The organism is Streptomyces sp. NPDC032822 (genome assembly GCF_055578825.1).
This window is the reverse complement of sequence record NZ_JBVIOL010000018.1, coordinates 121,444-143,846: the sequence shown is the minus strand read 5'-3', so window position 1 is coordinate 143,846 and position 22,403 is coordinate 121,444. Positions and strand designations below refer to the sequence as shown.

Sequence of the window (22,403 nt, the reverse complement as noted above, 5' to 3'; positions counted from 1 at the left end):
CCCAGACCCTAACTAGGGACCCTAGAACCGTGTCCGGTTCTTCCCCCATTGAGTTTTCTACGATCCCGGAGACCCCCCACGCACGGGCGGGGGCCCTCCCCGGGGGAGACGGCCCCACGTCCGTGCGAGTGGGGCGGCTGAGACCGGTGTCAGCGTGAGCGCTTCGCGAGTCGTTCCACGTCCAGCAGGATCACGGCCCGCGCCTCCAGGCGCAGCCAGCCGCGGCCGGCGAAGTCGGCCAGCGCCTTGTTCACGGTCTCGCGGGACGCGCCGACCAGTTGGGCCAGCTCCTCCTGCGTGAGGTCGTGGACGACGTGGATGCCTTCCTCGGACTGCACGCCGAAGCGGCGGGAGAGGTCGAGCAGCGCGCGGGCCACCCGGCCGGGGACGTCCGAGAACACCAGGTCGGACATCGCGTCGTTGGTGCGGCGCAGTCGGCGGGCGACGGCGCGCAGGAGCGCGGTGGCCACCTCGGGGCGGACGTTCAGCCAGGGCTGGAGGTCGCCGTGGCCGAGGCCGAGCAGCTTGACCTCGGTGAGCGCGGTGGCGGTGGCCGTGCGCGGGCCCGGGTCGAAGAGGGACAGTTCGCCGATGAGTTCGCCGGGGCCGACGACGGCCAGCATGTTCTCCCGGCCGTCGGGCGAGGTGCGGTGGAGCTTCACCTTGCCCTCGGTGACGACATAGAGCCGGTCGCCCGGGTCGCCCTCGTGGAACAGGGAGTCGCCACGCGCGAGGGTCACCTCACTCATGGAGGCGCGGAGCTCCGCGGACTGCTCGTCATCGAGCGCCGCGAAGAGCGGGTTGCGCCGCAGAACGTCGTCCACGAGTTCTCTCCTTGTCGACCTGCTCAGGGGATCTTGCTCCCCTGCTTACCAGGGGACCGTGTTCCCCATTTTGCCGGACGGTCCAAACAGTGTGATCTGTCACAAGGATGCCGCACAGGTGTCCCGGGGTAAGCGGCAGGGGTCCAATTGGGGGCTGATCTTCAGGGTCCGGGGCGGATGTCAGTGCCGGGCTCTAGGCTGGCCGGGTGTCCAAATCGCCGGTGAGAGCACAGGCCAAGGGGGCTGGGCGGGTGGTTACGCGTCGAGATTCCGCTGTGGGCGAACAGGACTCCACGAGTGGGAAGAAAACGGCAAAAGCGACAGGGAAAGTTGCGGTGAGAGCAGTGGTTCCGGCCAGTCCTGCGAAGAAGAGCGAGTCGCGAACCGCCCTGGTCCGCCGAGCCCGTCGTATCAACCGCGAACTCGCGGAGATCTACCCGTACGCCCATCCCGAGCTCGACTTCGAGAACCCCTTCCAGCTCGTCGTCGCCACGGTCCTGTCCGCCCAGACCACCGACCTCAGGGTGAACCAGACGACGCCCGCCCTCTTCGCCAAGTACCCGACCCCCGAGGACCTGGCCGCGGCCGACCCGGAGGAGGTCGAGGAGATCCTGCGCCCGACCGGGTTCTTCCGGGCCAAGACCAAGTCGGTCATAGGGCTTTCGAAGGCCCTGGCGGAGCAGTTCGGCGGCGAGGTGCCCGGGCGGCTCGAAGATCTCGTCAAGCTGCCCGGCGTCGGCCGCAAGACCGCCTTCGTGGTCCTCGGCAACGCCTTCGGGAGGCCCGGCATCACCGTGGACACCCACTTCCAGCGGCTGGTGCGGCGCTGGCGGTGGACCGAGGCGACCGAGCCGGACAAGATCGAGGCCGCCGTCGGCGCGCTCTTCCCCAAGAGCGACTGGACGATGCTCTCGCACCACGTGATCTTCCACGGCCGCCGGATCTGCCACGCCCGCAAGCCCGCCTGCGGAGCCTGCCCCATCGCCCCGCTCTGCCCGGCGTACGGCGAGGGCGAGACGGACCCGGAGAAGGCGAAGAAGCTCCTGAAGTACGAGAAGGGCGGGTTCCCGGGCCAGCGCCTGAACCCTCCGCAGTCCTACCTGGACGCGGGCGGGAAGCCCGCGCCGCCGCTGGGGGCGGGATGACCCACCCGCGGGCGCGCCTGTGGGTACGTTCCCAGGAACGATCTCGGGGCCGCCGGGCGTTGGATCCAGCAGGACGACGGGGGTGGCGATGACGCGCGCGAGCAACACGCAGGGCGGTTCGGTGACGCTCAGCAAGGAAGGGCTGCCGGCCTGGCTGGATCCGGTGGTGCACGCGGTGGAGACCGTCGAGCCGCTGCAGCTCAGCCGCTTCCTGCCGCCGGCGGACGGCGCCGGGCGGCAGTCCGCCGTCCTGGTCCTCTTCGGAGACGGTGGTGGGGGTGCGGGTGGCGGCGGGCGTGGTCCCGAGCTGTTGCTCATGGAGCGGGCGACCTCGCTGCGCTCCCATGCCGGCCAGCCCTCCTTCCCCGGCGGCGCGCTCGATCCTGAGGACGGCGACCCGAAGGGCGACGGGCCGCTCCGGGCCGCTCTGCGCGAGGCCGAGGAGGAGACCGGGCTCGACCCGGCCGGCGTCCAGCTCTTCGGCGCGCTGCCCAAGCTGTACATCCCGGTCAGCGGCTTCGTCGTGACGCCGGTTCTCGGCTGGTGGCGGGAGCCGAGCCCGGTGGATGTGGTGGATCCGAACGAGACGGCGCGGGTCTTCACCGTGCCCGTGGCGGATCTCACGGACCCCGGCAACCGGGTCACCACCGTTCACCCCAGCGGCCACCGAGGACCGGCATTTCTGGTCGAATCCGCCCTGGTGTGGGGCTTCACGGCCGGAATCATCGACCGGTTGCTGCACTTCGCGGGCTGGGAGCGGCCCTGGGACCGGGAGAAGCAAGTGCCTCTCGACTGGCGCGCATGACAGGGTGAGGTCCGTGTTGTGCCCTCCGGGGCCACCCCCGACCCCGGCGACCTGAGGTGACCGCGAAGTGATAAGGCGAGGCCTGACCCGGTGAACGTGTTGGACATCTTGTTGCTGGTCGCCGCCGTGTGGTTCGCGATCGTCGGTTATCGGCAGGGCTTCGTCGTCGGCATCCTGTCGGTGATCGGCTTCCTCGGCGGTGGTCTGGTGGCCGTCTCGCTCCTGCCCGTCGTCTGGGACGCGCTGACCGACAACGCGGAGGTCAGTACGACCGCCGCGGTCATCGCCGTGGTCGTCGTCATCGTCTGCGCCTCCGTCGGCCAGGCCCTGACCACCCACCTCGGCAACAAGCTGCGCCGGTACATCACCTGGTCCCCGGCCCGCGCCCTGGACGCGACCGGCGGGGCGCTCGTCAACGTCGTCGCGATGCTCCTGGTCGCCTGGCTGATCGGGGCGGCCCTCGCCCAGACCACGATGCTGACGGTGGGCAAGGAGGTCCGTAACTCCAAGCTGCTGCTGGGCGTCCAGGAGGTGCTGCCCGCCCAGGCCGACACCTGGTTCAAGGACTTCACCTCCGTCCTCGCGAACAACGGCTTCCCGCAGGTCTTCAGCCCGTTCTCCACCGAGCGGATCAAGGACGTCCAGCCGCCCGACCCGGCTCTCGCCGACAGTGCCGTGGCGACCAGGGCCCAGCGATCCATCGTCAAGGTCATGGGCACCGCCCAGAGTTGCGGCAAGGTCCTTGAGGGCACCGGCTTCGTCTTCGGCGAGCGCCGGGTCATGACCAACGCCCATGTCGTCGGTGGCGTGGACGAACCGACCGTCCAGATCGGCGGCGAGGGCGAGAAGTACGACGCGACGGTCGTCCTCTACGACTGGGCGCGCGACATCGCCGTACTCGACGTACCCGATCTGGACGCGCCCGTCCTGAAGTTCACGACGAAGGACGCGGCCGACGGCGGCGGCGCGATCGTCGCCGGCTTCCCGGAGAACGGGGCGTACGACGTGCGCGCCGCGCGCGTGCGCGGGCGCCTCACGGCCAGTGGCCCGGACATCTACCACCGCGGCACCGTGCGCCGTGACGTCTACTCGCTGTTCGCGACCGTCCGCCCCGGCAACTCGGGCGGCCCGCTGCTCACCCCCGAAGGGAAGGTGTACGGCGTGGTCTTCGCGAAGTCCCGCGACGACGCCGAGACCGGGTACGCGCTCACCGCGGACGAGATCCGCGAGGACATCACCAAGGGGCGCAGCGCGAACCAGCAGGTCGACAGCGACAGCTGCGCGCTCTGAGCCCCGGGTTCAGCGGTCCGCGTGCGGTGTGCGGAACGGCTTTGGGCCCGGGGACAGAGGGTGCAGAAGGTGGTGAGAAGAAGAGCGGCTGCGTCAGCCTCGCGGATGGCGCAGACGTACCGAGACCCAGCGGGCTCGGCGGCGCAGAATGCGCGGAATGCCCACCCTCAGGTCCGTGCCCGCCAGTTGCGGTGCACCGCCTCGTTCGGGGGAGCCCAGGCTGCCGCCCGAGCGTCGATTGCGTGCTGCGTCACTGTAGTCGTGCGTCCAGCCCATACCCCGACGTCTGCCCCTGCCCCAAGGTCGATAACCACCCCCAGGGCTCCCAATTGGCCTATGCGCCGGGCAAGTCGGTGTTCGTAGGACGCGTGTTCAGATCCGGATACCGGGCGCATCCGATCGGTCACCGAACGGTCATCAATGGATCATTGAAGGGGCATCGATCGGTCATCGATCGGGCTCGGGATCCTTCAGCCAGTTGATCAGTTCCGACGAGAACGCCACCGGGTCCTCCTCGTGCGGGAAGTGGCCCAGACCGTCGAACAGCCGCCAGCGGTACGGCGCTTCGACGTACTCGCCGGAGCCGGCCGCACTCCGGGTGCGCATCACCGGGTCGAGCGAGCCGTGCAGGTGGAGGGTCGGTACCCGCACCGGCCGCTTCATCCGCCGGTTGAACTGGATGCCGTCGGGACGCGCCATCGACCGCACCATCCAGCGGTACGGCTCGATCGCGCAGTGCGCGGTCGAGGGGATGCAGATCGCGCGGCGGTACGTCTCCACCGCGTCGTCGTCCGGCAGCCGCGGGCCGGACCAGTCGCGGACCAGACGGGCGACGAGCGCGCCGTCGTCGGCGGTGAGCTGCCGCTCCGGGAGCCACGGCCGCTGGAACCCCCAGATGTAGGAGCCCGCGGTCGTCTGCTTGACGTCCGCGAGCATCGCCGAGCGCCAGCGCCGGGGGTGCGGCATGGAGACGACCGCGAGCCGCCGGACCAGCTTCGGGCGCATCGCGGCCGCCGTCCACGCCAGATAGCCGCCCAGATCGTGACCGACCAGCGCCGCGTCCGGCTCGCCCAGGGAGCGGATCACGCCCGTGATGTCGAGGGCGAGGTTGGCCGGATCGTAGCCGCGCGGGGTGCGGTCGCTGCCGCCGACGCCGCGCAGGTCCATGGCGACGGCCCGGAACCCCGCGTCGGCGAGCGCGGGCAGTTGGTGCCGCCAGGTCCACCAGAACTGTGGAAAGCCGTGCAGCAGCAGCACCAGTGGCCCGTCGCCCATCTCCGCGATGTGGAAGCGCGCGCCGTTGGCGGCGACCTCCCGGTGTGTCCAGGGGCCGTCCGGTCGTACGACCGAGGCGGGCTGCGCCGAGGGTGTGGCGGGATCCGTCATGAGGACGAGCGTGCCACAGCCTCGACGGCCCTGGCGTCCGGGAGAGAGTCCTCCAGGGCCGGACGCGGGTGCGGCTTGGCGTTCTGCAGGACGCCTGCCGTCTCCTTCATCGAGGCGGCGACCTTCTGCGGACCCTTGCCCTTCTTCGCCTTCTTGGCGAAGACGACGCCGATCAGGGCGAGGACGACCGCGAGGAGCACGTTCGTCGCGAAGGACAGCAGGAAGCAGATCGCGAGGTTCCAGTCGCTCCAGGTGCGGATGCCGTACGCCAGCGCGAAGTTCAGCATCGGCAGCGAGAAGACCAGGACCGCCGCGGCCACCGTGAACGCGCCGCCACTGGTCGCGCCGCGCTTCACGTCCCGCTTCAGCTGGGCCTTCGCCAGCGCGATCTCGTCGTGCACCAGCGCCGACATCTCGGTGGTCGCCGAGGCGAAGAGCTGGCCGATGCTGCGTTCGGCGCCGACCGGGCTGCCGTCGGGTGCGCTCATCGCGTTCTCCCTTTTCTGCTGTGTCGCTGACTGGAGTGTGTGCTGTGTATCGGACCGGAACCTGTGCCGGGTAGCCGACGGGAATCCCCGCCGGGGCCGCTGACGGGAACGGTCCTTTTGTACCGTCCCGTCAGATCATGCCGGACGGTCGTTCTCCTCGCCTGCCCCGCCCGCCACTTCGGCAAGCCCGCGTCGCGCGGAGTCGGCCGACTCGGCGGTCTTCAGCGCGGCGATCCTGCGGTGTTCGGCGGCCTTGCGGTCGTAGATCTCGGCCATCCGAAGGTGGTGTGCCGGGTCGTCCTCCTCGTAGATGTCCGGGACGCCGGACAGGTCGTCGTCGCGCTCCTCGGCCTCCCACAGCCGGCGGTACTTCGCGTTCCGCATCTTCAGCAGCACGGTCGCCAGCAGCGCCGCGATCAGCGAGCCCGTCAGTACGGCGGCCTTGACCTCGTCGGTCAGCGCCGCGTCGCCGTCGAAGGCCAGCTCGCCGATGAGCAGCGACACGGTGAACCCGATGCCGGCCAGGGTGGCCACCGCGAAGACGTCGGCCCACTCCAGGTCGTCGCTGAGCGAGGCCCGGGTGAAGCGGGCCGCCAGCCAGGTCCCGCCGAAGATGCCGACCACCTTGCCGACGACCAGCCCGAGGACCACACCGAGCGTCTCCGGCTGGGTGAACACATCGCCGAGCGCACCCCCGGAGACCGAGACACCGGCGCTGAACAGCGCGAACAGCGGCACGGCCAGCCCCGCCGAGAGCGGACGCACAAGATGCTCGATGTGCTCGCCGGGGGAGCGCTTCTCGCCCTCGCGGGTCGTGCAGCGCAGCATCAGGCCCATCGCGACGCCCGCGATGGTGGCGTGGACACCGCTGTTGTACATCAGCGCCCAGACGACGAGCGCGAGCGGGACGTACACGTACCAGCCGCGTACGCCCTTCCGCAGCAGCAGCCAGAAGACGGCGAGGCCGACGGCGGCGCCGCCGAGCGCGACGAAGTCGATGTCGGAGGTGAAGAAGACCGCGATGATCAGGATCGCGAAGAGGTCGTCGACCACGGCGAGCGTCAGCAGGAAGGCGCGCAGGGCGCTCGGCAGCGAGGTGCCGATCACCGCGAGCACGGCGAGGGCGAAGGCGATGTCGGTGGCGGTGGGCACGGCCCAGCCGTCGAGCGAGCCGCCGCCGGTGACGTTGGTGAGGGTGTAGACGAGTGCCGGTACGGCCATGCCGCACAGCGCGGCGACCACGGGAAGCGCGGCCGCCTTCGGGTCCTTGAGGTCACCGGCGACGAGTTCGCGCTTGAGTTCGATGCCGGCGACGAAGAAGAAGACGGCGAGGAGCCCGTCGGCGGCCCAGTGCGCGACCGACAGATCGAGGCCGAGGGCCTCGGGGCCGAGGTGGAAGTGGCTGACGCTCCGGTAGCTGTCGCCCAGGGCGGGGACGTTCGCCCAGACCAGCGCGGTGACCGCGGCGATGAGCAGCAGGACACCGCCGACGGTCTCGGTGCGCAGCGCGTCCGCGACGAAGGTCCGCTCGGGCAGGGACAGACGTCCGAGAACCTTGCGGGCGGCGGTGGGGCGGGGCGCGGTCACGGGGAGACCTCCGGTGGGTGGGCAGCACTGGGTACGTGCCGACCAGACTTCCCGGCGCCCCTGTTCGATTGGTCCACCCAAGGTACGCGAGTCGGAGTCCGGTAATCCTCACGTTAAGGGCGAACGGGGCACCCGGCGCTGTTGACGCCGGATACCCCGTGGTCGTACTCCGTCCAGCCCGCCGCGGTCAGTCGTCGCTGGGAGCCGCCGGCAGCTTCGCCTGGATGAGGTCCATGACGGTCGAGTCCGTCAGGGTCGTCACGTCACCGAGCTGGCGGTTCTCGGCGACGTCCCGCAGCAGCCGGCGCATGATCTTGCCGGAGCGGGTCTTCGGCAGTTCGGCCACCGGCAGGATCCGCTGGGGCTTGGCGATCGGGCCGAGGGCGGTGCCGACGTGGTTGCGCAGGTCGGCGACGAGGTTCTCGTCCTCGGCGTTCGCCGTGCCGCGCAGGATCACGAAGGCGACGATCGCCTGGCCCGTCGTCTCGTCCGCGGCGCCCACCACGGCCGCCTCGGCGACCGAGGGGTGGGAGACGAGCGCGGACTCGACCTCGGTGGTGGAGATGTTGTGGCCCGACACGAGCATCACGTCGTCCACCCGGCCCAGCAGCCAGATGTCCCCGTCGTCGTCCTTCTTCGCACCGTCGCCGGCGAAGTACTTGCCCTCGAAGCGGGACCAGTACGTGTCGAGGAAGCGCTGGTCGTCGCCCCAGATGGTGCGCAGCATCGACGGCCACGGCTCGGTGAGGACGAGATAGCCGCCACCGCCGTTCGGGACCTCGTTCGCCTCGTCGTCGACGACCGTGGCGGAGATGCCGGGCAGCGGGGTCTGCGCGGAGCCGGGCTTGGTCTGGGTGACGCCCGGCAGCGGGGAGATCATCATCGCGCCGGTCTCGGTCTGCCACCAGGTGTCCACGATCGGTGTCCGGTCGGAACCGATGTGCTTGCGGTACCAGATCCACGCCTCGGGGTTGATGGGCTCGCCCACCGAGCCGAGGACGCGGAGGGAGGACAGGTCGAACTTCGCGGGGATGTCGTCGCCCCACTTCATGAACGTTCGGATGGCCGTGGGCGCCGTGTACAGGATGGTCACCCCGTACTTCTGCACGATCTCCCAGAAGCGGCCCTGGTGCGGAGTGTCCGGGGTGCCCTCGTACATGACCTGGGTGGCGCCGTTGGCGAGCGGGCCGTAGACGATGTACGAGTGCCCGGTGACCCAGCCGACGTCGGCGGTGCACCAGTAGACGTCGGTCTCCGGCTTGAGGTCGAAGACGGCGTGGTGGGTGTACGCGGCCTGGGTGAGGTAGCCGCCCGAGGTGTGCAGGATGCCCTTCGGCTTCCCCGTCGTACCGGACGTGTACAGGATGAACAGCGGCTGCTCGGCGTTGAACGCCTCCGGCGCGTGCTCGGCGGACTGCCGCTCGACGATCTCGTGCCACCACACGTCGTGGGCGTCGTTCCAGGCGACCTCCTGGCCGGTACGGCGGACCACCAGGACGTGCTCGACGGTGCCCGCCTTCTCGACCGCGTCGTCCACGGCCGGCTTCAGCGCGGACGGCTTGCCGCGACGGTAGCCACCGTCCGAGGTGATGACGACCTTGGCGTCGGCGTCCTGGATCCGGGTCGCGAGCGCGTCCGCCGAGAAACCGCCGAAGACCACGGAGTGCGCGGCGCCGATCCGGGCGCACGCGAGCATCGCGACCGCGGTCTCGGGGATCATCGGCATGTAGACGGCGACCCGGTCGCCCTTCTGAACTCCCAGCTCCAGCAGGGCGTTCGCGGCCTTGGAGACCTCGTCCTTGAGTTCGGCGTAGGTGATCGCGCGGCTGTCGCCGGGCTCGCCCTCGAAGTGGATGGCGACCCGGTCGCCGTTCCCGGCCTCCACATGCCGGTCCACGCAGTTGTACGCCACGTTGAGTTCGCCGTCCTTGAACCACTTGGCGAACGGCGGGTTCGACCAGTCCAGCGTCTCGGTCGGCTCGGTGGTCCAGGCCAGTCGGCGGGCCTGCTCGGCCCAGAAGCCGAGCCTGTCAGCCTTGGCCTGTTCATACGCCTCCGCGGTGACATTGGCGTGCGCCGCCAGGTCCGCGGGGGGTGCGAACCTGCGCTCCTCACGAAGCAGGTTGGCCAGGCTTTCGTTGCTCACGACATCTCCCGTTCTCAGGGTTGTCCGCTGTGTCCCAGGCCACAGCTCATCAGACCCGGGGGCCCGGTGACAAGGGCCGACGGAAAATTGGTTTAGACCTGTGGGCGCCCGTTTCGGGCAGCCCGGGTCATCCGTACCCACGGACGCCGACCAGGCGGAGTTCAGTCCCTGTAACGCCTTTCACACTCCCGCCCGAGCAGAGGCGGAGCGCCGAGAAGACCGGGAGGCGGGGGGCCGGAGGAGGGAGGAGACGGGGAGGCGCGCGTTGTGGAGAGGGGTGGTGCGGGCGGGCCGCTCTGTGCCCGCCCGCCGGAGATGCCGGCATCGCGGTGTCAAGCCGGCATATCCGCCGCCCGCACGTGGTCGAACACCTCGTCCCCGCTCGCCCCGGTGAGCAGATACGCCTGCGCCTCGCCCACGTGGAAGTACATCCCGTGCAGCTCCAGCGCACCCTCCCGCAGGGCCCTGCTCACCGAGTCGTGCGCGTACAGGTGCTCCAACTGCTGGACCACGTTGGTCAGGCAGAGCTGCTCGACCGCGTCGGCGGGTACCCGCCCGGCCAGCCTCGCCCACGGCTTGCTGTCGTCACCCATCCGCTCCAGGCTCGGCAGCCCGTGCCGCAGCCACCGCTTGAGCGGCGTCTGGGTGCCTCCGGGCTCGGAGTTGAGCAGTGCCTGCATGGCCCCGCATCCGGAGTGCCCGCACACCGTGATGGAGCGCACCTTCAGCACGTCCACCGCGTACTCGATCGCGGCCGCCACCGAGTCGTCCCCGCTCTCCTGCCCGGGCGGCGGAACGAGGTTGCCCACGTTGCGCACCACGAAGAGGTCGCCCGGACCACTGGAGGTGATCATCGAGGTGACGAGGCGGGAGTCGGCGCAGGTGAGGAAGAGCTGAGACGGCTGCTGGCCCTCGCGCGCCAGCCGGGCCAGCTCACCCCGCACATGTGGTGCGGTGTGGCGCTGGAAGGCGCTGATTCCACGGGCCAGTTCATGTCTGTCGTGCCCGTCATGACCGCTGTCCGCACCGGGTCCACCGGCCACGCCGGGTCTGCCCGTACGTTCGTCCCGGGGCGGTCCGGAGCGCGGGCGGTCGCACTGGTGGTTGCGCCAGGGCGTCCAGGGGTGGCAACGGCAGTCGGCGCCGCCGGACACCGGCTCGGCCTGTCCGTCCTCGGCGTGGAGTTCACCGGTGCTTCCGGGTTCGCCGATCCGGACTCCGGCGCGGCGGCCGGTGAGTTCGGCGGAGCCGCCCCGCGAGGTGTGGGACTTCTGCCAGTCCTGCAGTGACTCGTACGCCGCGTGGTCCATGAACGATCCGTCCAACTCCACGACGGCGTGGGCGCCTTGGGGCACGAGATGCAGGGCGCGGCTGAGCCGGGGCACCGCGAGGAACGTCAACTGGCCTCTTACGTGTACGTAGTGGACTCCTCTCCGGTCTTCGTGCGTGATGCGGGTGCGGGTGAGGCGGTGAAGGGCGACGGCGACGGCCACGGCGATGCCGAGCATGACGCCTTCCAGCACGCCGAGGAAGACCACGCCGAGGGTGGTGACGGCGTATACCAGCACTTCTCGGTGGCGCGTCACCGTGCGGATGTGGTGCAGGGACACCATCTGGATGCCGACGGCCATCACCAGGGCGGCGAGTGCGGCGAGCGGGATGAACTCGAGGATCGGGACCATCAGCAGTGCGGCGACTACTACGAGAACGCCGTGCAACATCGTGGAGTTCCGGCTGACGGCACCGGCCTGGACATTCGCCGAACTGCGCACGGCGACGCCCGCGACGGGCAGTCCACCGAGCGAACCGGCGACGATGTTGGCGGCGCCCTGGCCGAGCAGTTCGCGGTCCAGCGCGGAGCGTCCGACCCGGGCGGGCAGGCCGGGGCGGCCGGCCACCAGCTTGTCCACGGCGACCGCGCCGAGCAGCGACTGCACGCTGCACACCAGCGTGGTGGTGAGCACGGCGGCCACCAGGCCCAGCACCGGCCCCTCGGGGAGTCCGGCCAGGGCGTGGCTGCGCCAGGACGGCAGGTCGACCTTGGGCAGGGTCAGCCCGGCGAGGGAGGCGGCTGCGGTGGCCCCGGCGACGGCGACGAGCGCGGCCGGGATCTTGCGCAGCAGGCCGCCGATCCGGCCGGGGATCCGCGGCCAGAGCAGCAGCAGGGTCAGGGTCAGCACGCTCACCGACACGGCGGCCGGATGCAGGCCCGCCAACTGGGCGGGCAGGGCACGCAGGTTGTCGAGGACGGAGCTCTGCGGGGTGCCGCCGAGGACGATGTGCAGCTGGGCGACGGCGATGGTGACGCCGATTCCGGCGAGCATGCCGTGCACGATCGCGGGGCTGACGGCGAGGGCGCCGCGGGCCACGCGCAGACAGCCGAGGGCGAGTTGGGTGAGGCCCGCCATGACGGTGATGGCGCAGGTCGTCCGCCATCCGTAGCGCTGGATGAGGTCGGCGGTGACGACGGTGAGGCCGGCGGCGGGGCCGCTGACCTGGAGCGGGGCGCCGCCGAGCCATCCGGCGACGATGCCTCCGACGGCGGCGGCGACGAGGCCGGCCTGGAGGGGTGCGCCGGTGGCCAGGGCGATGCCCAGGGACAGGGGCAGCGCGATCAGGAAGACCGCGATCGAGGCCGACACGTCGGCGCCCGCGATGCCGAAGCGGCGGGGCGGGGTCGGTGGCGGGCTGTGGGGCGGGTGGATGTGCTCCTGCCGAGTCGAGTCGGCGGTGCGGGTGGGGACGCAGGCTGACATGGTTTCCCGTCTCCTCCGGGGCAGCGCGGTCGCGGATCTGGTGGTCCCCCGTCGATGGCGGGGGGTCTGGTCGGCGGCCGTGGGTCACGGCGTGCAGCGGCGGGATGAATCAACGCTCGGTAAATGGATCGTAATGCAGAGTAAAGGGCGAGCATAGACTTTCGTGGCAAATGGGCTAATAAGTCCCCCAGAGAGGTGAAGTGGCAATTTGATCGGCTTGTCGTACTAATTCCTTCTCGGTCCCATGCGACCTTGACGCCCGAAACACGCCCTCACCGGCGTAGGCCGAGAGAAGGAAGAAGGTGGGCGGAACATGGCCGCCACCCAGAGGATCGCCGCGGGCGCCGTGGTCGCCGCGGTCTGCGCCGCGTCCCTCGCCGGTTGCGCGATCGGCAGCGACGGTACGAAGGGGGGAGCGTCGGGGCCGCAGAAGGCGAAGCCGGCCCAGGCGCCGCCCAAGAACGTGGTCCGCCTGATCGGCGACGGCTCCACCTCGTACACCGGAGCCCAGCCCCACCTGCCCCGGCCCGAACGCCTCAAGCCGGGCCAGAAGCCCCCGCAGTTCGTGGTGTTCTCCTGGGACGGCGCGGGCGAGGACGGCCAGAAGCTGTTCTCCCACTTCCGCAAGGTCGCCAAGGCGAACAACACGACGATGACGTACTTCCTCAGCGGCGTGTACATGCTGCCCGAGGACAAGCGTGACCTGTACCGGCCGCCGCAGCACTCCCCGGGCCGCTCCGACATCGGTTTCAACGACGACGAGGGCATCGCCGAGACCGTGAAGCAGCTGCGCATGGCGTGGCTGGAGGGCAACGAGGTCGGCACCCACTTCAACGGCCACTTCTGCGGCAGCGGCGGCGGGGTCGGCGAGTGGTCGGTGGCGGACTGGAAGGAGGAGATCGCCCAGGCGAAGCACTTCGTGAAGTCCTGGAAGACCAACACCGGGATGAAGAAGGCCTCTTCCCTGCCCTTCGACTACGACAAGGAACTCATCGGCGCCCGCACGCCGTGCCTGGAGGGCCAGAAGAACTTCATGACGGCCGCCCGCGAACTGGGCTTCCGTTACGACACCAGCGGTGTCAACGACCAGCTCTGGCCGAAGAAGAAGCAGGGCCTGTGGGACCTGTCGATGCAGCTCGTGCCGTTCCCCGGGCACTCCTACGAGCAGCTGACGATGGACTACAACTTCATGGTCAACCAGTCGGGCACCGCGACCCAGGGCGACCCCGCCAAGTACGACTTCTGGGGCGACCAGATGCGCGACGGCCTCCTCAAGGGCTTCGACCGGGCCTACGACGGCAACCGCGCGCCCCTGATCATCGGCAACCACTTCGAGTCCTGGAACGGCGGCACCTACATGCGGGCCGTCGAGGAGGTCATCGAGCGGGTCTGCAACAAGTACGACGTGCGCTGCGTGTCCTTCCGGCAGCTCGCCGACTGGCTGGACGCCCAGGACCCGACGACCCTTGAGAAGCTGCGCTCCCTCGGGGTCGGCCAGGCCCCGAAGCAGAGCTGGACGTCCTTCCTGTCGGGCCGCCCGGCCCCGGCTCCGAAGGGCGTTCCCGGGGCGCCGGCGGCCAAGCAGCCGTAGCTGAAGCGGTGGTCGCTGCTGTGGTGGGGGCTGCGGTGGTGGCAGTCGTGGCCGCGGTTGTCGCGGCAACCCTCAGGCGGTTGCCGCGACACTCTCGCCGAGCACGAAGGAGGGGTCGACCTGGGTCGCCAGGTCGACCCCGGTGCGCTCGTTGCCCCAGGACTGGGCGTTCTTCAGGTGGAAGTGCACCGTCTGGCGGGTGTAGCGCTCCCAGTCGCGCCGCTCGTACGTCGCGTCGGCGGCCGACCGCAAGGCGCCCAGGGCGCGGCGGTTGGTGTCCTCCAGGAGCGCGAACCGGGGCGGCCGGCCCTTCTCCAGCGCACGCACCCAGTCCGAGTGCCCCACCGTCACGAGCAGGTCGTCCCCGACCTCGGCGCGGAGGAAGTCGAGGTCGTCCTGCCCCTGCACCTTGTTGCCGACGACCTTCAGGGTGATGCCGAAGTCGCGGGCGTACTCCTTGTACTGGCGGTAGACGGAGACCCCCTTGCGGGTGGGCTCGGCGACGAGGAACGTGATGTCGAAGCGGGTGAACATGCCCGAGGCGAAGGAGTCCGAGCCTGCCGTCATGTCCACCACGACGTACTCGTCGGGGCCGTCGGCGAGGTGGTTCAGGCACAGCTCCACCGCTCCCGTCTTGGAGTGGTAGCAGGCGACCCCCAGGTCGGCGTCCGTGAAGGGGCCCGTGACCATCAAACGGACCGCACCGCCGTCGAGTTCCACCGGCCGGGCGCAGGCGTCGTACACCGGGTTGTCCTCGCGCACCCGCAGCAGCCGCGAGCCCTCGCCGGGCGGGGTCGTCTTGATCATCGTCTCGGCGGAGGCGATACGCGGGTTGGAGCCGCGCAGATAGTCCTTGATCAGCGGCAGCCGCTCGCCCAGCGCGGGCAGCGCGGCGGCCTCCGCCTCCTCCAGGCCGAGGGCCGGCCCCAAGTGCTGGTTGATGTCGGCGTCCACGGCGACGACCGGCGCCCCGGCCGCGGCGAGGTGGCGGATGAACAGGGAGGACAGGGTGGTCTTGCCGCTGCCGCCCTTTCCGACGAAAGCAATTTTCATGTTCACCAAGCGTAGTCGGGTGATAGCTGTATGTGGCAGGAGTGCGTGAAGAAGACCACTCCTTCGTGGGGTGTGTGCACCGGCTGCGTAGGGTCGTCCTTATGAGTACGACAGGCGCGACCGCCGATCCGCTGGCGACCCTGGGCACGCTGCCCGGCGTGGCCGAGTCCGTGGAGTCCGTGCGCAAGGCCGTGGACCGGGTCTACGGGCACCGGGTCATGCGGCGCCGCAGCAACGCGGTCACCTCAGAGGCAGCTCTGCGCGGCGCACGCGGCTCGGGGGCACTGTCCGGCGCGGACTGGGCCCTGGAGGAGGTGCGCCGACGCACCGACTTCAGCGGTGACGACGAGTCACGCGTCATGGGCGGCGCCCTGCGGTTGACCGCGGAGGCGGGGCAACTGCTGTCCATCTGGCGGCAGTCGCCGCTGCGGGTGCTGGCCAGGCTGCACCTGGTCGCGTCCGCGACCACCGACGACGAGGTCGGGCGTCCGCGTCGGGCGGGCGAACCGGTCGACGAGCCGCTCGTCGAACTGCCGCCGCCGAGCGCGGCGGAGGTCTCCGGCCGCCTGGAAGGACTCTCCGAACTGATCATCGCGGGCGGTTCCGCCCCGGCGCTGGTCACGGCCGCCGTCGTGCACGGCGAACTTCTCGCCCTGCGCCCCTTCACCTCCCACAACGGACTGGTCGCGCGCGCGGCCGAACGTGTCGTCCTGGTGGGCAGCGGCCTGGATCCGAAGTCGGTCTGTCCCGCCGAGGTCGGCCACGCCGAACTGGGCCGTGCGGCCTACCTGGCGGCGCTGGACGGCTATGTCTCCGGGACTCCGGAGGGTATGGCCGCCTGGATCACTCACTGCGGCCGGGCTGTCGAGCTGGGGGCGCGCGAGTCGACGGCGGTGTGCGAGGCGCTGCAGCGCGGAGCCGCGTAGGAGCCCCCGGCAAAGGGTTGCGGCGGTACGAGGATTCGTACCGCCGCCGACATGTTCACCGGGTTACCAAGCGTCCTCGAATGATGCCCATCAGGTCGGGAACTCTGCCCGTCCCTGGTGCGGCTGGCCCGTAATCGACGGGTCGACGTCGCGTGGGTGCCCGATGTTCATGCTCGGTCCGTGGGGCCAATATGCGTTATTAAGGTGATCCTTTCGGATGTCCTTGGTCTCGCGGGCCGTTAACCCCTTTGTACTCCTGGACCGGAGGAAGCGGAAGCCCCGGCTGCACTTCTTTACTTTTAGGTTCAAATGTGGACCAAGTGCGCGACGGTCTTCCGCACCTGCCCGCGAGAGGTGTCAAAGGGGCAGGTCAGGCCGTTGTCGCCCGGCGTCGGCTCGCGTACCAGACCAGGCCCGCCGTGGCCGCCGCGGCGCCTATCGCCGCGACCGCGACGAGCGCCGGACGGGGTGGCACGGAGAAGGCGGGAAGCCGCTGCTTGAGGCGGACCGGCCGGTGGAAATCGAGAATCGGCCACCCGCGCGCGAGGGCCTCGCGGCGCAGGGTGCGATCCGGATTCACCGCATGGGGATGGCCGACGGACATCAGCATCGGCAGATCGGTCGCCGAGTCGCTGTACGCATAGCAGCGCGAGAGGTCGTATCCCTCGGACTCGGCCAGGTCCTTGATCGCCTCGGCCTTGGTCGGGCCGTACGCGTAGTACTCCACCTCTCCGGTGAAGCAGCCGTCGTCGCCCACGATCATGCGGGTCGCCACCACGCGGTCCGCGCCGAGCATCTCGCCGATCGGTTCGACCACCTCGGCGCCCGAGGTGGACACGATGACGACATCGCGGCCGGCGGTGTGGTGCTCCTCGATGAGGGAGGCGGCCTCGTCGTAGATGATCGGGTCGATGAGCTCGTGGAGCGTCTCGGCGACGATCTCCTTGACCTGCTGGACGTTCCAGCCGCGCACGAGCGCGGACAGGTACTCGCGGGTGCGCTCCATCTGGTCGTGGTCCATGCCGCCGACGAGGAAGACGAACTGGGCATATGCGGTACGCAAGGCGGCCCTGCGGTTGATCAGGCCGCCTTGGTAGAAGGACTTGCCGAAGGTGAGCGTGCTCGACTTCGCAATGACCGTCTTGTCCAGGTCAAAGAAGGCCGCTGTGCGGGGCAGGGAGTGGTTTTCCACAACCCTGAGCATAGGCGCAGCCCATTCGGCGTAAGGTCGGCGCGTGGGTTTGCCTGAGAGGGCTGTCGGGTACACCATGGAAGTCACGGATCGTTCGCGACCGTGCTAACGCGGTCCGGCTCCTCCCCCCCCGAGTCGGCCGTGAAGGCGACCCCCGCTCTCCCCCCCGGCGGGGGTCGTCGCATGTCCGGGTGTGTTTTCTTCTTGTGTGCACGGCCGAGGGCCGTGGCGAGGCGGCTGAGGCCGCCTTTTTTCATGCCCATGACCCGTCACTGTGTGTAGTCGCTGGGCTGCTCTGCGGAACTCGCACAGCGGGTGGTACAGGGGTCACCGGTATGGGTGACGGCGATATTCACAGCCGCCGGGTTGTCCACAGTTATCGACCAAGATCCACACGATTTCCGAGATCCCTGCACCGTGATTCCCACGCCCCCGGCTCGCAGCGAGTTCATGGCTGGTTCCGGTTAGTCGGGCGGGTTTGGCCGGTTCGTATCGGCCGTTCATATGGAGGCCGGTCGCCGGTTCTTCACACGACTGGGAATCGCGGGGCCGTGGTGGCTCCGCGGAAGGGGGATGGACACCGTGGCTGCAGCCGTCACACACGATCCACCGCCCGCCGCCGGAGGGCGGCAGGGCAAGCCGTTGATCGTCACCGAGGACGCCGGACTCCTCGACGACCTGCTCCGCCTGTGCGCGGCGGCAGGCGCCACACCCGAGGTCCACCACGGGGTGCCGGAGAACCGGGGCAGTTGGGAGGCCGCTCCGCTCGTCCTGGTCGGCGACGACGCCGCACGGCGGGTCCGCGGGGCCGCGCGCCGGCGCGGAGTGGTGCTGGTCGGCCGCGACCAGGACGACTCCGGAGTCTGGCAGCGGGCCGTCGAGATCGGCGCCGACCACGTCCTGATGCTGCCCGACGGCGAACAGTGGCTCGTCGACCGGATCGCCGACGTGGCCGAGGGCATCGGCCGGCCCGCACTCACCGTCGGCGTCATCGGCGGCCGGGGCGGGGCGGGAGCGTCCACGCTGGCCTGCGCCCTCGCCGTCACCTCCGCGCGCGAGGGACTGCGCACGCTCCTCGTGGACGCCGATCCGCTGGGCGGCGGACTTGACGTACTCCTCGGCGGCGAGAGCGCCGAAGGCCTGCGCTGGCCCGCGTTCGCCGCCTCCCGCGGTCGGGTCGGCGGCGGCGCCCTGGAGGAATCGCTGCCGCGGCTGCACTCGCTGCGGGTGCTGAGCTGGGACCGCGGCGACTGCGTCGCCGTCCCGCCCCAGGCCGTGCGGGCGGTGCTCGCCGCGGCCCGGCGCCGGGGCGGCACGGTCGTCGTCGACCTGCCGCGCCGCATCGACGACGGGGTCGCCGAGGTACTCGCCCAACTCGACGTGGGGCTCCTCGTGGTCCCCGCGGAGCTGCGTGCCGTGGCCGCGGCGGGCCGGGTGGCCTCCGCCGTCGGCATGGTCCTGCGGGACCTGAGGGTCGCCGTCCGCGGACCGTACACACCAGGACTCGACGACCGTGAGGTGGCCCGGCTCCTCGGATTGCCCCTGGCCGGCGAGGTGCCCGTGGAGCCCGCGCTGCTGCGCCCCCACGGGAGCAGGACGCCGCCCGGCGCGACCGCGCGGGGGCCGCTGGCGCGGTTCTCCAAGGAGTTCTGGGAGCGGGCGTTGGCTGAGACGGGTGCGGCGTGAGCGCGTTCTTCGGGCTTGAGCGAGGTGTGGGGCCAGGGGTCGGTCCGGGTGTCGGTTCGGGTCAGGGCGGGGGTTCGGCGAGCGGGGTGGTGGTGCGGGGATCGGGCGGCGGTTCGGAGAGTGGGGTGGTGCGCGGGCCGGGCGGGGGTTCGGTGAGCGGGGTCATCGAGCGCGGGTCGGGCGACGGGTCCGGTTCCGAGGGGCGGTTTTCGGGGAGTCCGGCTTCTCGGTGGGGGGCGTCCGAGTGGTCGGTGTCGGGTGGCGCGGCGGCTGCCTCGGTGAGCGGTGCGGACACGTCACCAGGGCTGCTCGACGGGGTGCGGCAGTGGCTCGTCGAGAGCGGGGCCGAGCCGACACCCGCGCGCGTGGCACAGGCGCTGCGGCAACAGGGACGGGTGCTCGGGGACGCGGAAGTCCTCGGCGCCGCCGAGCAGTTGCGGTCGGAGCTGGTCGGCAGCGGTCCTCTGGAACCCCTGCTCGCCGACCCGTCGGTGACCGACGTCCTGGTGTCGGCTCCCGACCGGGTCTGGGTGGACCGGGGCGGTGGCCTGGAACTGACCACCGTCGCCTTCCCGGACGCGTCCGCGGTACGACGGCTCGCGCAGCGACTGGCCGCGGTGGCCGGACGCCGGCTCGACGACGCGCGGCCCTGGGTCGACGCCCGGCTGCCCGACGGGACCCGGTTGCACGCGGTGCTGCCCCCGGTCGCGGTCGGCTGTACCTGCCTGTCCCTGCGGGTCGTGCGACCACGTGCCTTCACGCTCGACGAACTCGTGGCGGCCGGCACGGTACCGCCGAGGGGGGACCGGGTGTTGCGGGCCCTGCTGCGGGCGCGGCTGTCCTTCCTCATCAGCGGCGGCACGGGGACGGGCAAGACGACGTTGCTCAGTGCCCTGTTGGGGCTCGTCGGACCGGACGAGCGGATCGTGCTCGCCGAGGACTCCGCGGAGTTGAGGCCGGACCATCCGCACGTCGTACGGCTGGAGAGCAGACCCGCCAACCAGGAGGGCGCGGGCCTCGTCACACTCCAGGACCTGGTTCGCCAGGCGCTGCGGATGCGGCCGGACCGGTTGGTCGTCGGCGAGGTGCGAGGGCCTGAAGTAGTGCACTTGCTGGCGGCTTTGAACACCGGTCACGAAGGCGGGTGCGGGACCGTCCACGCGAACGCGGCGGCCGATGTGCCTGCCCGACTGGAGGCGCTGGGTACGGCGGCGGGGCTCGACCGGGCCGCCCTGCACAGTCAGTTGGCGGCGGCGCTCTCGGTCGTCCTGCACCTCGTGCGCGACCGGGCCGGGCGACGGCGGATCGCCGAGGTGCATGTGCTGGAGCGGGACCCCTCGGGGCTGGTGCGGACGGTGCCGGCGCTGCGGTGGGGCATGGCGGGGTTCGCGTACGAGGAGGGATGGGAGCGGTTGCGAGGGCTGATTCGGGGGGCGTGCGGAGGGAGCGGCTTGTGTGCGGAGAGGGGCGCGAGTGGCGAGTGCGAAGGGTGCTTCGGGGCCGTCGGGCGGGCTGAGGAGTGGGTCGAGTCAGGGGTGGAGGTGGGGGCGCGGTGGTGAGCGGTGTGGGGCAGATGTGGATGGGCGCGGCGGCGGTGTGCGCGGGGGCTGCCGTCTGGCTGCTCAGTGGGCGGAACCCTGGTACGCGGCGTGCGCAGTTGCTGCTCGCGGGCGGTGGAGTGGTGGGGGCCGGGCCACCTGGGTGGCGGCAACTGGGCGCGGAGATACGGCTGATCCGGGGGCGGCTGCGTGCCGAGTGGTGGGCGCTGGCCGTCGGGCTGGTGCTGGCGGTGCTGGGTTCCTCCGTGCTGCCGGTCGTCGCGGGGGCGGCCGGGGTGCCGGTACTGCGGCGGGTTCGGCTGATCGGGGAGGCGCGGCGCGCTCGGGAGCGCCGGGGGGACGCGGTGATCGCCCTGTGCGCGGCTCTCGCGGGGGAACTGCGGGCCGGGCGGCAGCCGGGGGAGGCGCTGCTGCTGGCGGTGCGGGAGGCCGGCGGGCTCGATGACGGAAGGGGCTTGGCGCGGGAGGTCGTAGGGCCGGAGGGCGGGGAGCGCTTGGCGCGGGGCGGCGGGCCCGGTCTCGGGATCGGTTCAGGGACGGGGGTCGGGAAGGCCGGGGCTCGATATGTCGGTGGGCCCGGTGACGCGTCGGCAGGGGCGCGGGACTCCGGAGGGATCGGCCATGCGCAGGCGGCGATGCGGCGCTTCGGAGGGCTCGGGAGCTCCCAGGCCGTGATGCGGGGCTTCGGTGGGCTCAGGGGCCCGCAGGGAGCGGCTCGGGGTGCCGGTGGGCTCGGTGAGGCTCGGGCCGCGGTGTTGGCGGCGGCCCGGTTCGGCGGGGATGTTCCGGCCGCGCTCGCTGTTGCCGCGCGGCAGCCGGGTGCCGAGGGCCTGTTGGGGCTTGCGGCGTGTTGGCGGGTCGCGGTGGACCAGGGCGCCGGACTGGCGGCCGGGCTTGAGCGGCTCGAAGGGGCCTTGCGCGCCGAGCGGGATCAACGAGCTGATCTGCGGGCGCAGTTGGCCGGAGCCCGGTCGACGGCGGTGATGCTCGCGGGGCTGCCCGTGCTGGGCCTCGCCCTTGGCGCTGCCCTCGGCGCGGACCCACTGCACGTACTGCTGCACACCGGGGCGGGACTCGGCTGCCTGTTGGCGGGCGGCCTGTTGGAGGGGCTCGGCATGTGGTGGGCCATGCGGATCGTGAGTGGAGCGGAGGAGGCGGCGTGAACGTGGAAGTTGTCCACAGGGTGGGGATCGCGGTGGGTGTGGTGCTCGCCCTCGGGTGGCTCGTGCGGTGGCTGGAGTCGGTACGGCGGGAGCGGAGGGTACGGCGGCGGCTGGCCGGACTGGTGGCGGCGACGGAGACGTCCACGGGGCCGCGCGTCGACGTGCGGGACGTCGCCCGGCGGTGGCTGCCGATGGGGGGCGTGGCGTGTGCCGGGTGGCTTCTGGTGGGTGGGGTCGCCGGGGCGGTGGTGGGGCTGGTCGCCGCGGCCGGGCTGTGGCGGTGGCGGCTTCGGCAGGCGTCCGCCGGGGCCCAGGCGGAGTACGACGCCGGTGAGGCCGCGCGGCAACTTCCCCTCGCCGCCGACCTCTTGGCGGCCTGTATCGCGGCGGGTGCCGGTCCGGTGATCGCGGCACAGGCGGTGGGCGAAGCCCTTGGCGGTCCGGTCGGCGAGGGGCTGGTCCGGGGCGCGGCGGAGGTACGGCTCGGTGGCGAACCGGGCGAGGCATGGAGACGGCTCGCCTCGACCCCGGGCGCCGGACCCCTGGCGAGACTGCTGGAACGGGCCGGCGTCTCCGGGCTCCCCGCGGCCGGTCCGGTCGCCCGGCTCGCCGCGGACGCCCGCGCCGACTGGACGCGCGAGGCGACGGCACGGGCCCGCAGAGCGGCCGTCCTGGTCGCCGCGCCGGTGGGGCTGTGCTTCCTGCCCGCCTTCATCGCGGTCGGCGTACTGCCCGTGGTGATCGGGCTGGCGGGCGGAGCGCTGGGTGGGGGCGGGGGTGGTGGGTGAATGGATGAGGGGATGAGG

Annotated in this window: 19 protein-coding genes; 9 read left to right on the top strand and 10 right to left on the bottom strand. The window is 71.2% G+C overall.

What is annotated here, in order from left to right:
* Positions 1 to 149 precede the first annotated feature (149 nt).
* Positions 150 to 824, bottom strand: coding sequence for a Crp/Fnr family transcriptional regulator (locus ACZ5VD_RS36210; protein WP_030043265.1), 675 nt, complete (start codon positions 822 to 824; stop codon positions 150 to 152).
* 275 nt (positions 825 to 1,099) lie between these two features.
* On the opposite strand from ACZ5VD_RS36210, the gene nth reads away from it, so the two are divergent.
* The 3 genes from nth (at position 1,100) to ACZ5VD_RS36195 (ending at position 4,064) form a co-directional block, all read left to right on the top strand.
* Entirely contained in the window at positions 1,100 to 1,969 is an 870-nt protein-coding gene (gene nth, locus ACZ5VD_RS36205) for an endonuclease III (RefSeq protein ID WP_468684740.1), read from the top strand.
* Between the two features lie 88 nt (positions 1,970 to 2,057).
* Positions 2,058 to 2,774 (top strand): NUDIX hydrolase, encoded by a 717-nt coding sequence (locus tag ACZ5VD_RS36200; RefSeq protein ID WP_468552981.1) that lies wholly within the window; start codon positions 2,058 to 2,060, stop codon positions 2,772 to 2,774.
* A 90-nt stretch (positions 2,775 to 2,864) separates the two neighbouring features.
* The gene (locus tag ACZ5VD_RS36195) at positions 2,865 to 4,064 is read left to right on the top strand and encodes a MarP family serine protease (protein ID WP_468552982.1); all 1,200 of its coding nucleotides are present in this window, start codon (positions 2,865 to 2,867) and stop codon (positions 4,062 to 4,064) included.
* Between the two features lie 93 nt (positions 4,065 to 4,157).
* Here the strand turns inward: ACZ5VD_RS36195 and ACZ5VD_RS36190 are convergent, their stop codons facing one another.
* From ACZ5VD_RS36190 to ACZ5VD_RS36165, 6 genes are all read right to left on the bottom strand, one after another.
* Positions 4,158 to 4,340, bottom strand: a complete 183-nt coding sequence (locus ACZ5VD_RS36190; protein WP_468684739.1) for a hypothetical protein — start codon at positions 4,338 to 4,340, stop codon at positions 4,158 to 4,160.
* Between the two features lie 171 nt (positions 4,341 to 4,511).
* Entirely contained in the window at positions 4,512 to 5,450 is a 939-nt protein-coding gene (locus ACZ5VD_RS36185; RefSeq protein ID WP_468552984.1) for an alpha/beta fold hydrolase, read from the bottom strand.
* Positions 5,447 to 5,938: a phage holin family protein gene (locus ACZ5VD_RS36180; RefSeq protein WP_468552985.1), complete on the bottom strand. Its 492-nt coding sequence runs from the start codon at positions 5,936 to 5,938 to the stop codon at positions 5,447 to 5,449. Before ACZ5VD_RS36180 ends, ACZ5VD_RS36185 begins: the two co-directional genes overlap by 4 nt.
* Positions 5,939 to 6,073: 135 nt before the next feature.
* A complete protein-coding gene (gene nhaA / locus ACZ5VD_RS36175) occupies positions 6,074 to 7,525 on the bottom strand; it encodes a Na+/H+ antiporter NhaA (protein ID WP_468552986.1) in 1,452 nt (483 codons plus the stop codon).
* 187 nt (positions 7,526 to 7,712) lie between these two features.
* Positions 7,713 to 9,671 carry an acetate--CoA ligase gene (acs, locus tag ACZ5VD_RS36170; RefSeq protein WP_468552987.1) on the bottom strand — a complete coding sequence of 653 codons (1,959 nt, stop codon included), beginning with the start codon at positions 9,669 to 9,671 and terminating at the stop codon, positions 7,713 to 7,715.
* Between the two features lie 332 nt (positions 9,672 to 10,003).
* Complete coding sequence (locus ACZ5VD_RS36165) at positions 10,004 to 12,427, bottom strand: bifunctional SulP family inorganic anion transporter/carbonic anhydrase (RefSeq protein ID WP_468684738.1); 2,424 nt, start codon at positions 12,425 to 12,427, stop codon at positions 10,004 to 10,006.
* 313 nt (positions 12,428 to 12,740) lie between these two features.
* On the opposite strand from ACZ5VD_RS36165, the gene ACZ5VD_RS36160 reads away from it, so the two are divergent.
* Positions 12,741 to 14,018, top strand: coding sequence for a polysaccharide deacetylase family protein (locus tag ACZ5VD_RS36160; RefSeq protein WP_468684736.1), 1,278 nt, complete (start codon positions 12,741 to 12,743; stop codon positions 14,016 to 14,018).
* Between the two features lie 72 nt (positions 14,019 to 14,090).
* Here the strand turns inward: ACZ5VD_RS36160 and ACZ5VD_RS36155 are convergent, their stop codons facing one another.
* On the bottom strand, positions 14,091 to 15,071 hold the full coding sequence (locus ACZ5VD_RS36155; protein WP_468552990.1) for an ATP-binding protein: 981 nt from the start codon (positions 15,069 to 15,071) through the stop codon (positions 14,091 to 14,093).
* A gap of 101 nt (positions 15,072 to 15,172) precedes the next feature.
* Between ACZ5VD_RS36155 and ACZ5VD_RS36150 the strand changes: the two genes are divergently transcribed.
* Positions 15,173 to 15,997 carry a Fic family protein gene (locus tag ACZ5VD_RS36150; protein ID WP_468552991.1) on the top strand — a complete coding sequence of 275 codons (825 nt, stop codon included), beginning with the start codon at positions 15,173 to 15,175 and terminating at the stop codon, positions 15,995 to 15,997.
* A 370-nt stretch (positions 15,998 to 16,367) separates the two neighbouring features.
* Here ACZ5VD_RS36150 and ACZ5VD_RS36145 read toward each other — a convergent pair whose 3' ends face one another.
* Positions 16,368 to 17,201, bottom strand: a complete 834-nt coding sequence (locus tag ACZ5VD_RS36145; RefSeq protein ID WP_468552992.1) for an HAD family hydrolase — start codon at positions 17,199 to 17,201, stop codon at positions 16,368 to 16,370.
* Positions 17,202 to 17,762: 561 nt separating this feature from the next.
* Between ACZ5VD_RS36145 and ssd the strand changes: the two genes are divergently transcribed.
* Positions 17,763 to 18,875, top strand: a complete 1,113-nt coding sequence (gene ssd, locus ACZ5VD_RS36140) for a septum site-determining protein Ssd (protein WP_468684735.1) — start codon at positions 17,763 to 17,765, stop codon at positions 18,873 to 18,875.
* A 61-nt stretch (positions 18,876 to 18,936) separates the two neighbouring features.
* On the opposite strand, the gene ACZ5VD_RS36135 is transcribed toward ssd, so the two are convergent.
* Positions 18,937 to 19,170, bottom strand: a complete 234-nt coding sequence (locus ACZ5VD_RS36135; protein ID WP_468684746.1) for a hypothetical protein — start codon at positions 19,168 to 19,170, stop codon at positions 18,937 to 18,939.
* Between ACZ5VD_RS36135 and ACZ5VD_RS36130 the strand changes: the two genes are divergently transcribed.
* From ACZ5VD_RS36130 to ACZ5VD_RS36120, 3 genes are read left to right on the top strand one after another with little or no spacing between them, the layout of a single operon-like run.
* Entirely contained in the window at positions 19,127 to 20,434 is a 1,308-nt protein-coding gene (locus ACZ5VD_RS36130; protein ID WP_468684734.1) for a TadA family conjugal transfer-associated ATPase, read from the top strand. The two genes, ACZ5VD_RS36135 and ACZ5VD_RS36130, sit on opposite strands and share 44 nt — an antisense overlap.
* A complete protein-coding gene (locus tag ACZ5VD_RS36125; protein ID WP_468684733.1) occupies positions 20,431 to 21,597 on the top strand; it encodes a type II secretion system F family protein in 1,167 nt (388 codons plus the stop codon). The genes ACZ5VD_RS36130 and ACZ5VD_RS36125 overlap by 4 nt, the downstream gene beginning before the upstream one ends.
* Positions 21,594 to 22,385: a type II secretion system F family protein gene (locus tag ACZ5VD_RS36120; protein WP_468684731.1), complete on the top strand. Its 792-nt coding sequence runs from the start codon at positions 21,594 to 21,596 to the stop codon at positions 22,383 to 22,385. Before ACZ5VD_RS36125 ends, ACZ5VD_RS36120 begins: the two co-directional genes overlap by 4 nt.
* The last annotated feature ends 18 nt before the right edge of the window (positions 22,386 to 22,403 follow it).

Coding starts and splice junctions, on each gene's coding strand:
- ACZ5VD_RS36200 (WP_468552981.1), top strand. CDS start 2,058: ATGACGCGCGCGAGCAACACGCAGGGCGGTTCGGTGACGCTCAGCAAG.
- ACZ5VD_RS36190 (WP_468684739.1), bottom strand. CDS start 4,340: ATGGGCTGGACGCACGACTACAGTGACGCAGCACGCAATCGACGCTCG.
- ACZ5VD_RS36185 (WP_468552984.1), bottom strand. CDS start 5,450: ATGACGGATCCCGCCACACCCTCGGCGCAGCCCGCCTCGGTCGTACGA.
- ACZ5VD_RS36180 (WP_468552985.1), bottom strand. CDS start 5,938: ATGAGCGCACCCGACGGCAGCCCGGTCGGCGCCGAACGCAGCATCGGC.
- ACZ5VD_RS36165 (WP_468684738.1), bottom strand. CDS start 12,427: ATGTCAGCCTGCGTCCCCACCCGCACCGCCGACTCGACTCGGCAGGAG.
- ACZ5VD_RS36160 (WP_468684736.1), top strand. CDS start 12,741: ATGGCCGCCACCCAGAGGATCGCCGCGGGCGCCGTGGTCGCCGCGGTC.
- ACZ5VD_RS36155 (WP_468552990.1), bottom strand. CDS start 15,071: ATGAAAATTGCTTTCGTCGGAAAGGGCGGCAGCGGCAAGACCACCCTG.
- ACZ5VD_RS36150 (WP_468552991.1), top strand. CDS start 15,173: ATGAGTACGACAGGCGCGACCGCCGATCCGCTGGCGACCCTGGGCACG.
- ACZ5VD_RS36145 (WP_468552992.1), bottom strand. CDS start 17,201: ATGCTCAGGGTTGTGGAAAACCACTCCCTGCCCCGCACAGCGGCCTTC.
- ssd (WP_468684735.1), top strand. CDS start 17,763: ATGGACACCGTGGCTGCAGCCGTCACACACGATCCACCGCCCGCCGCC.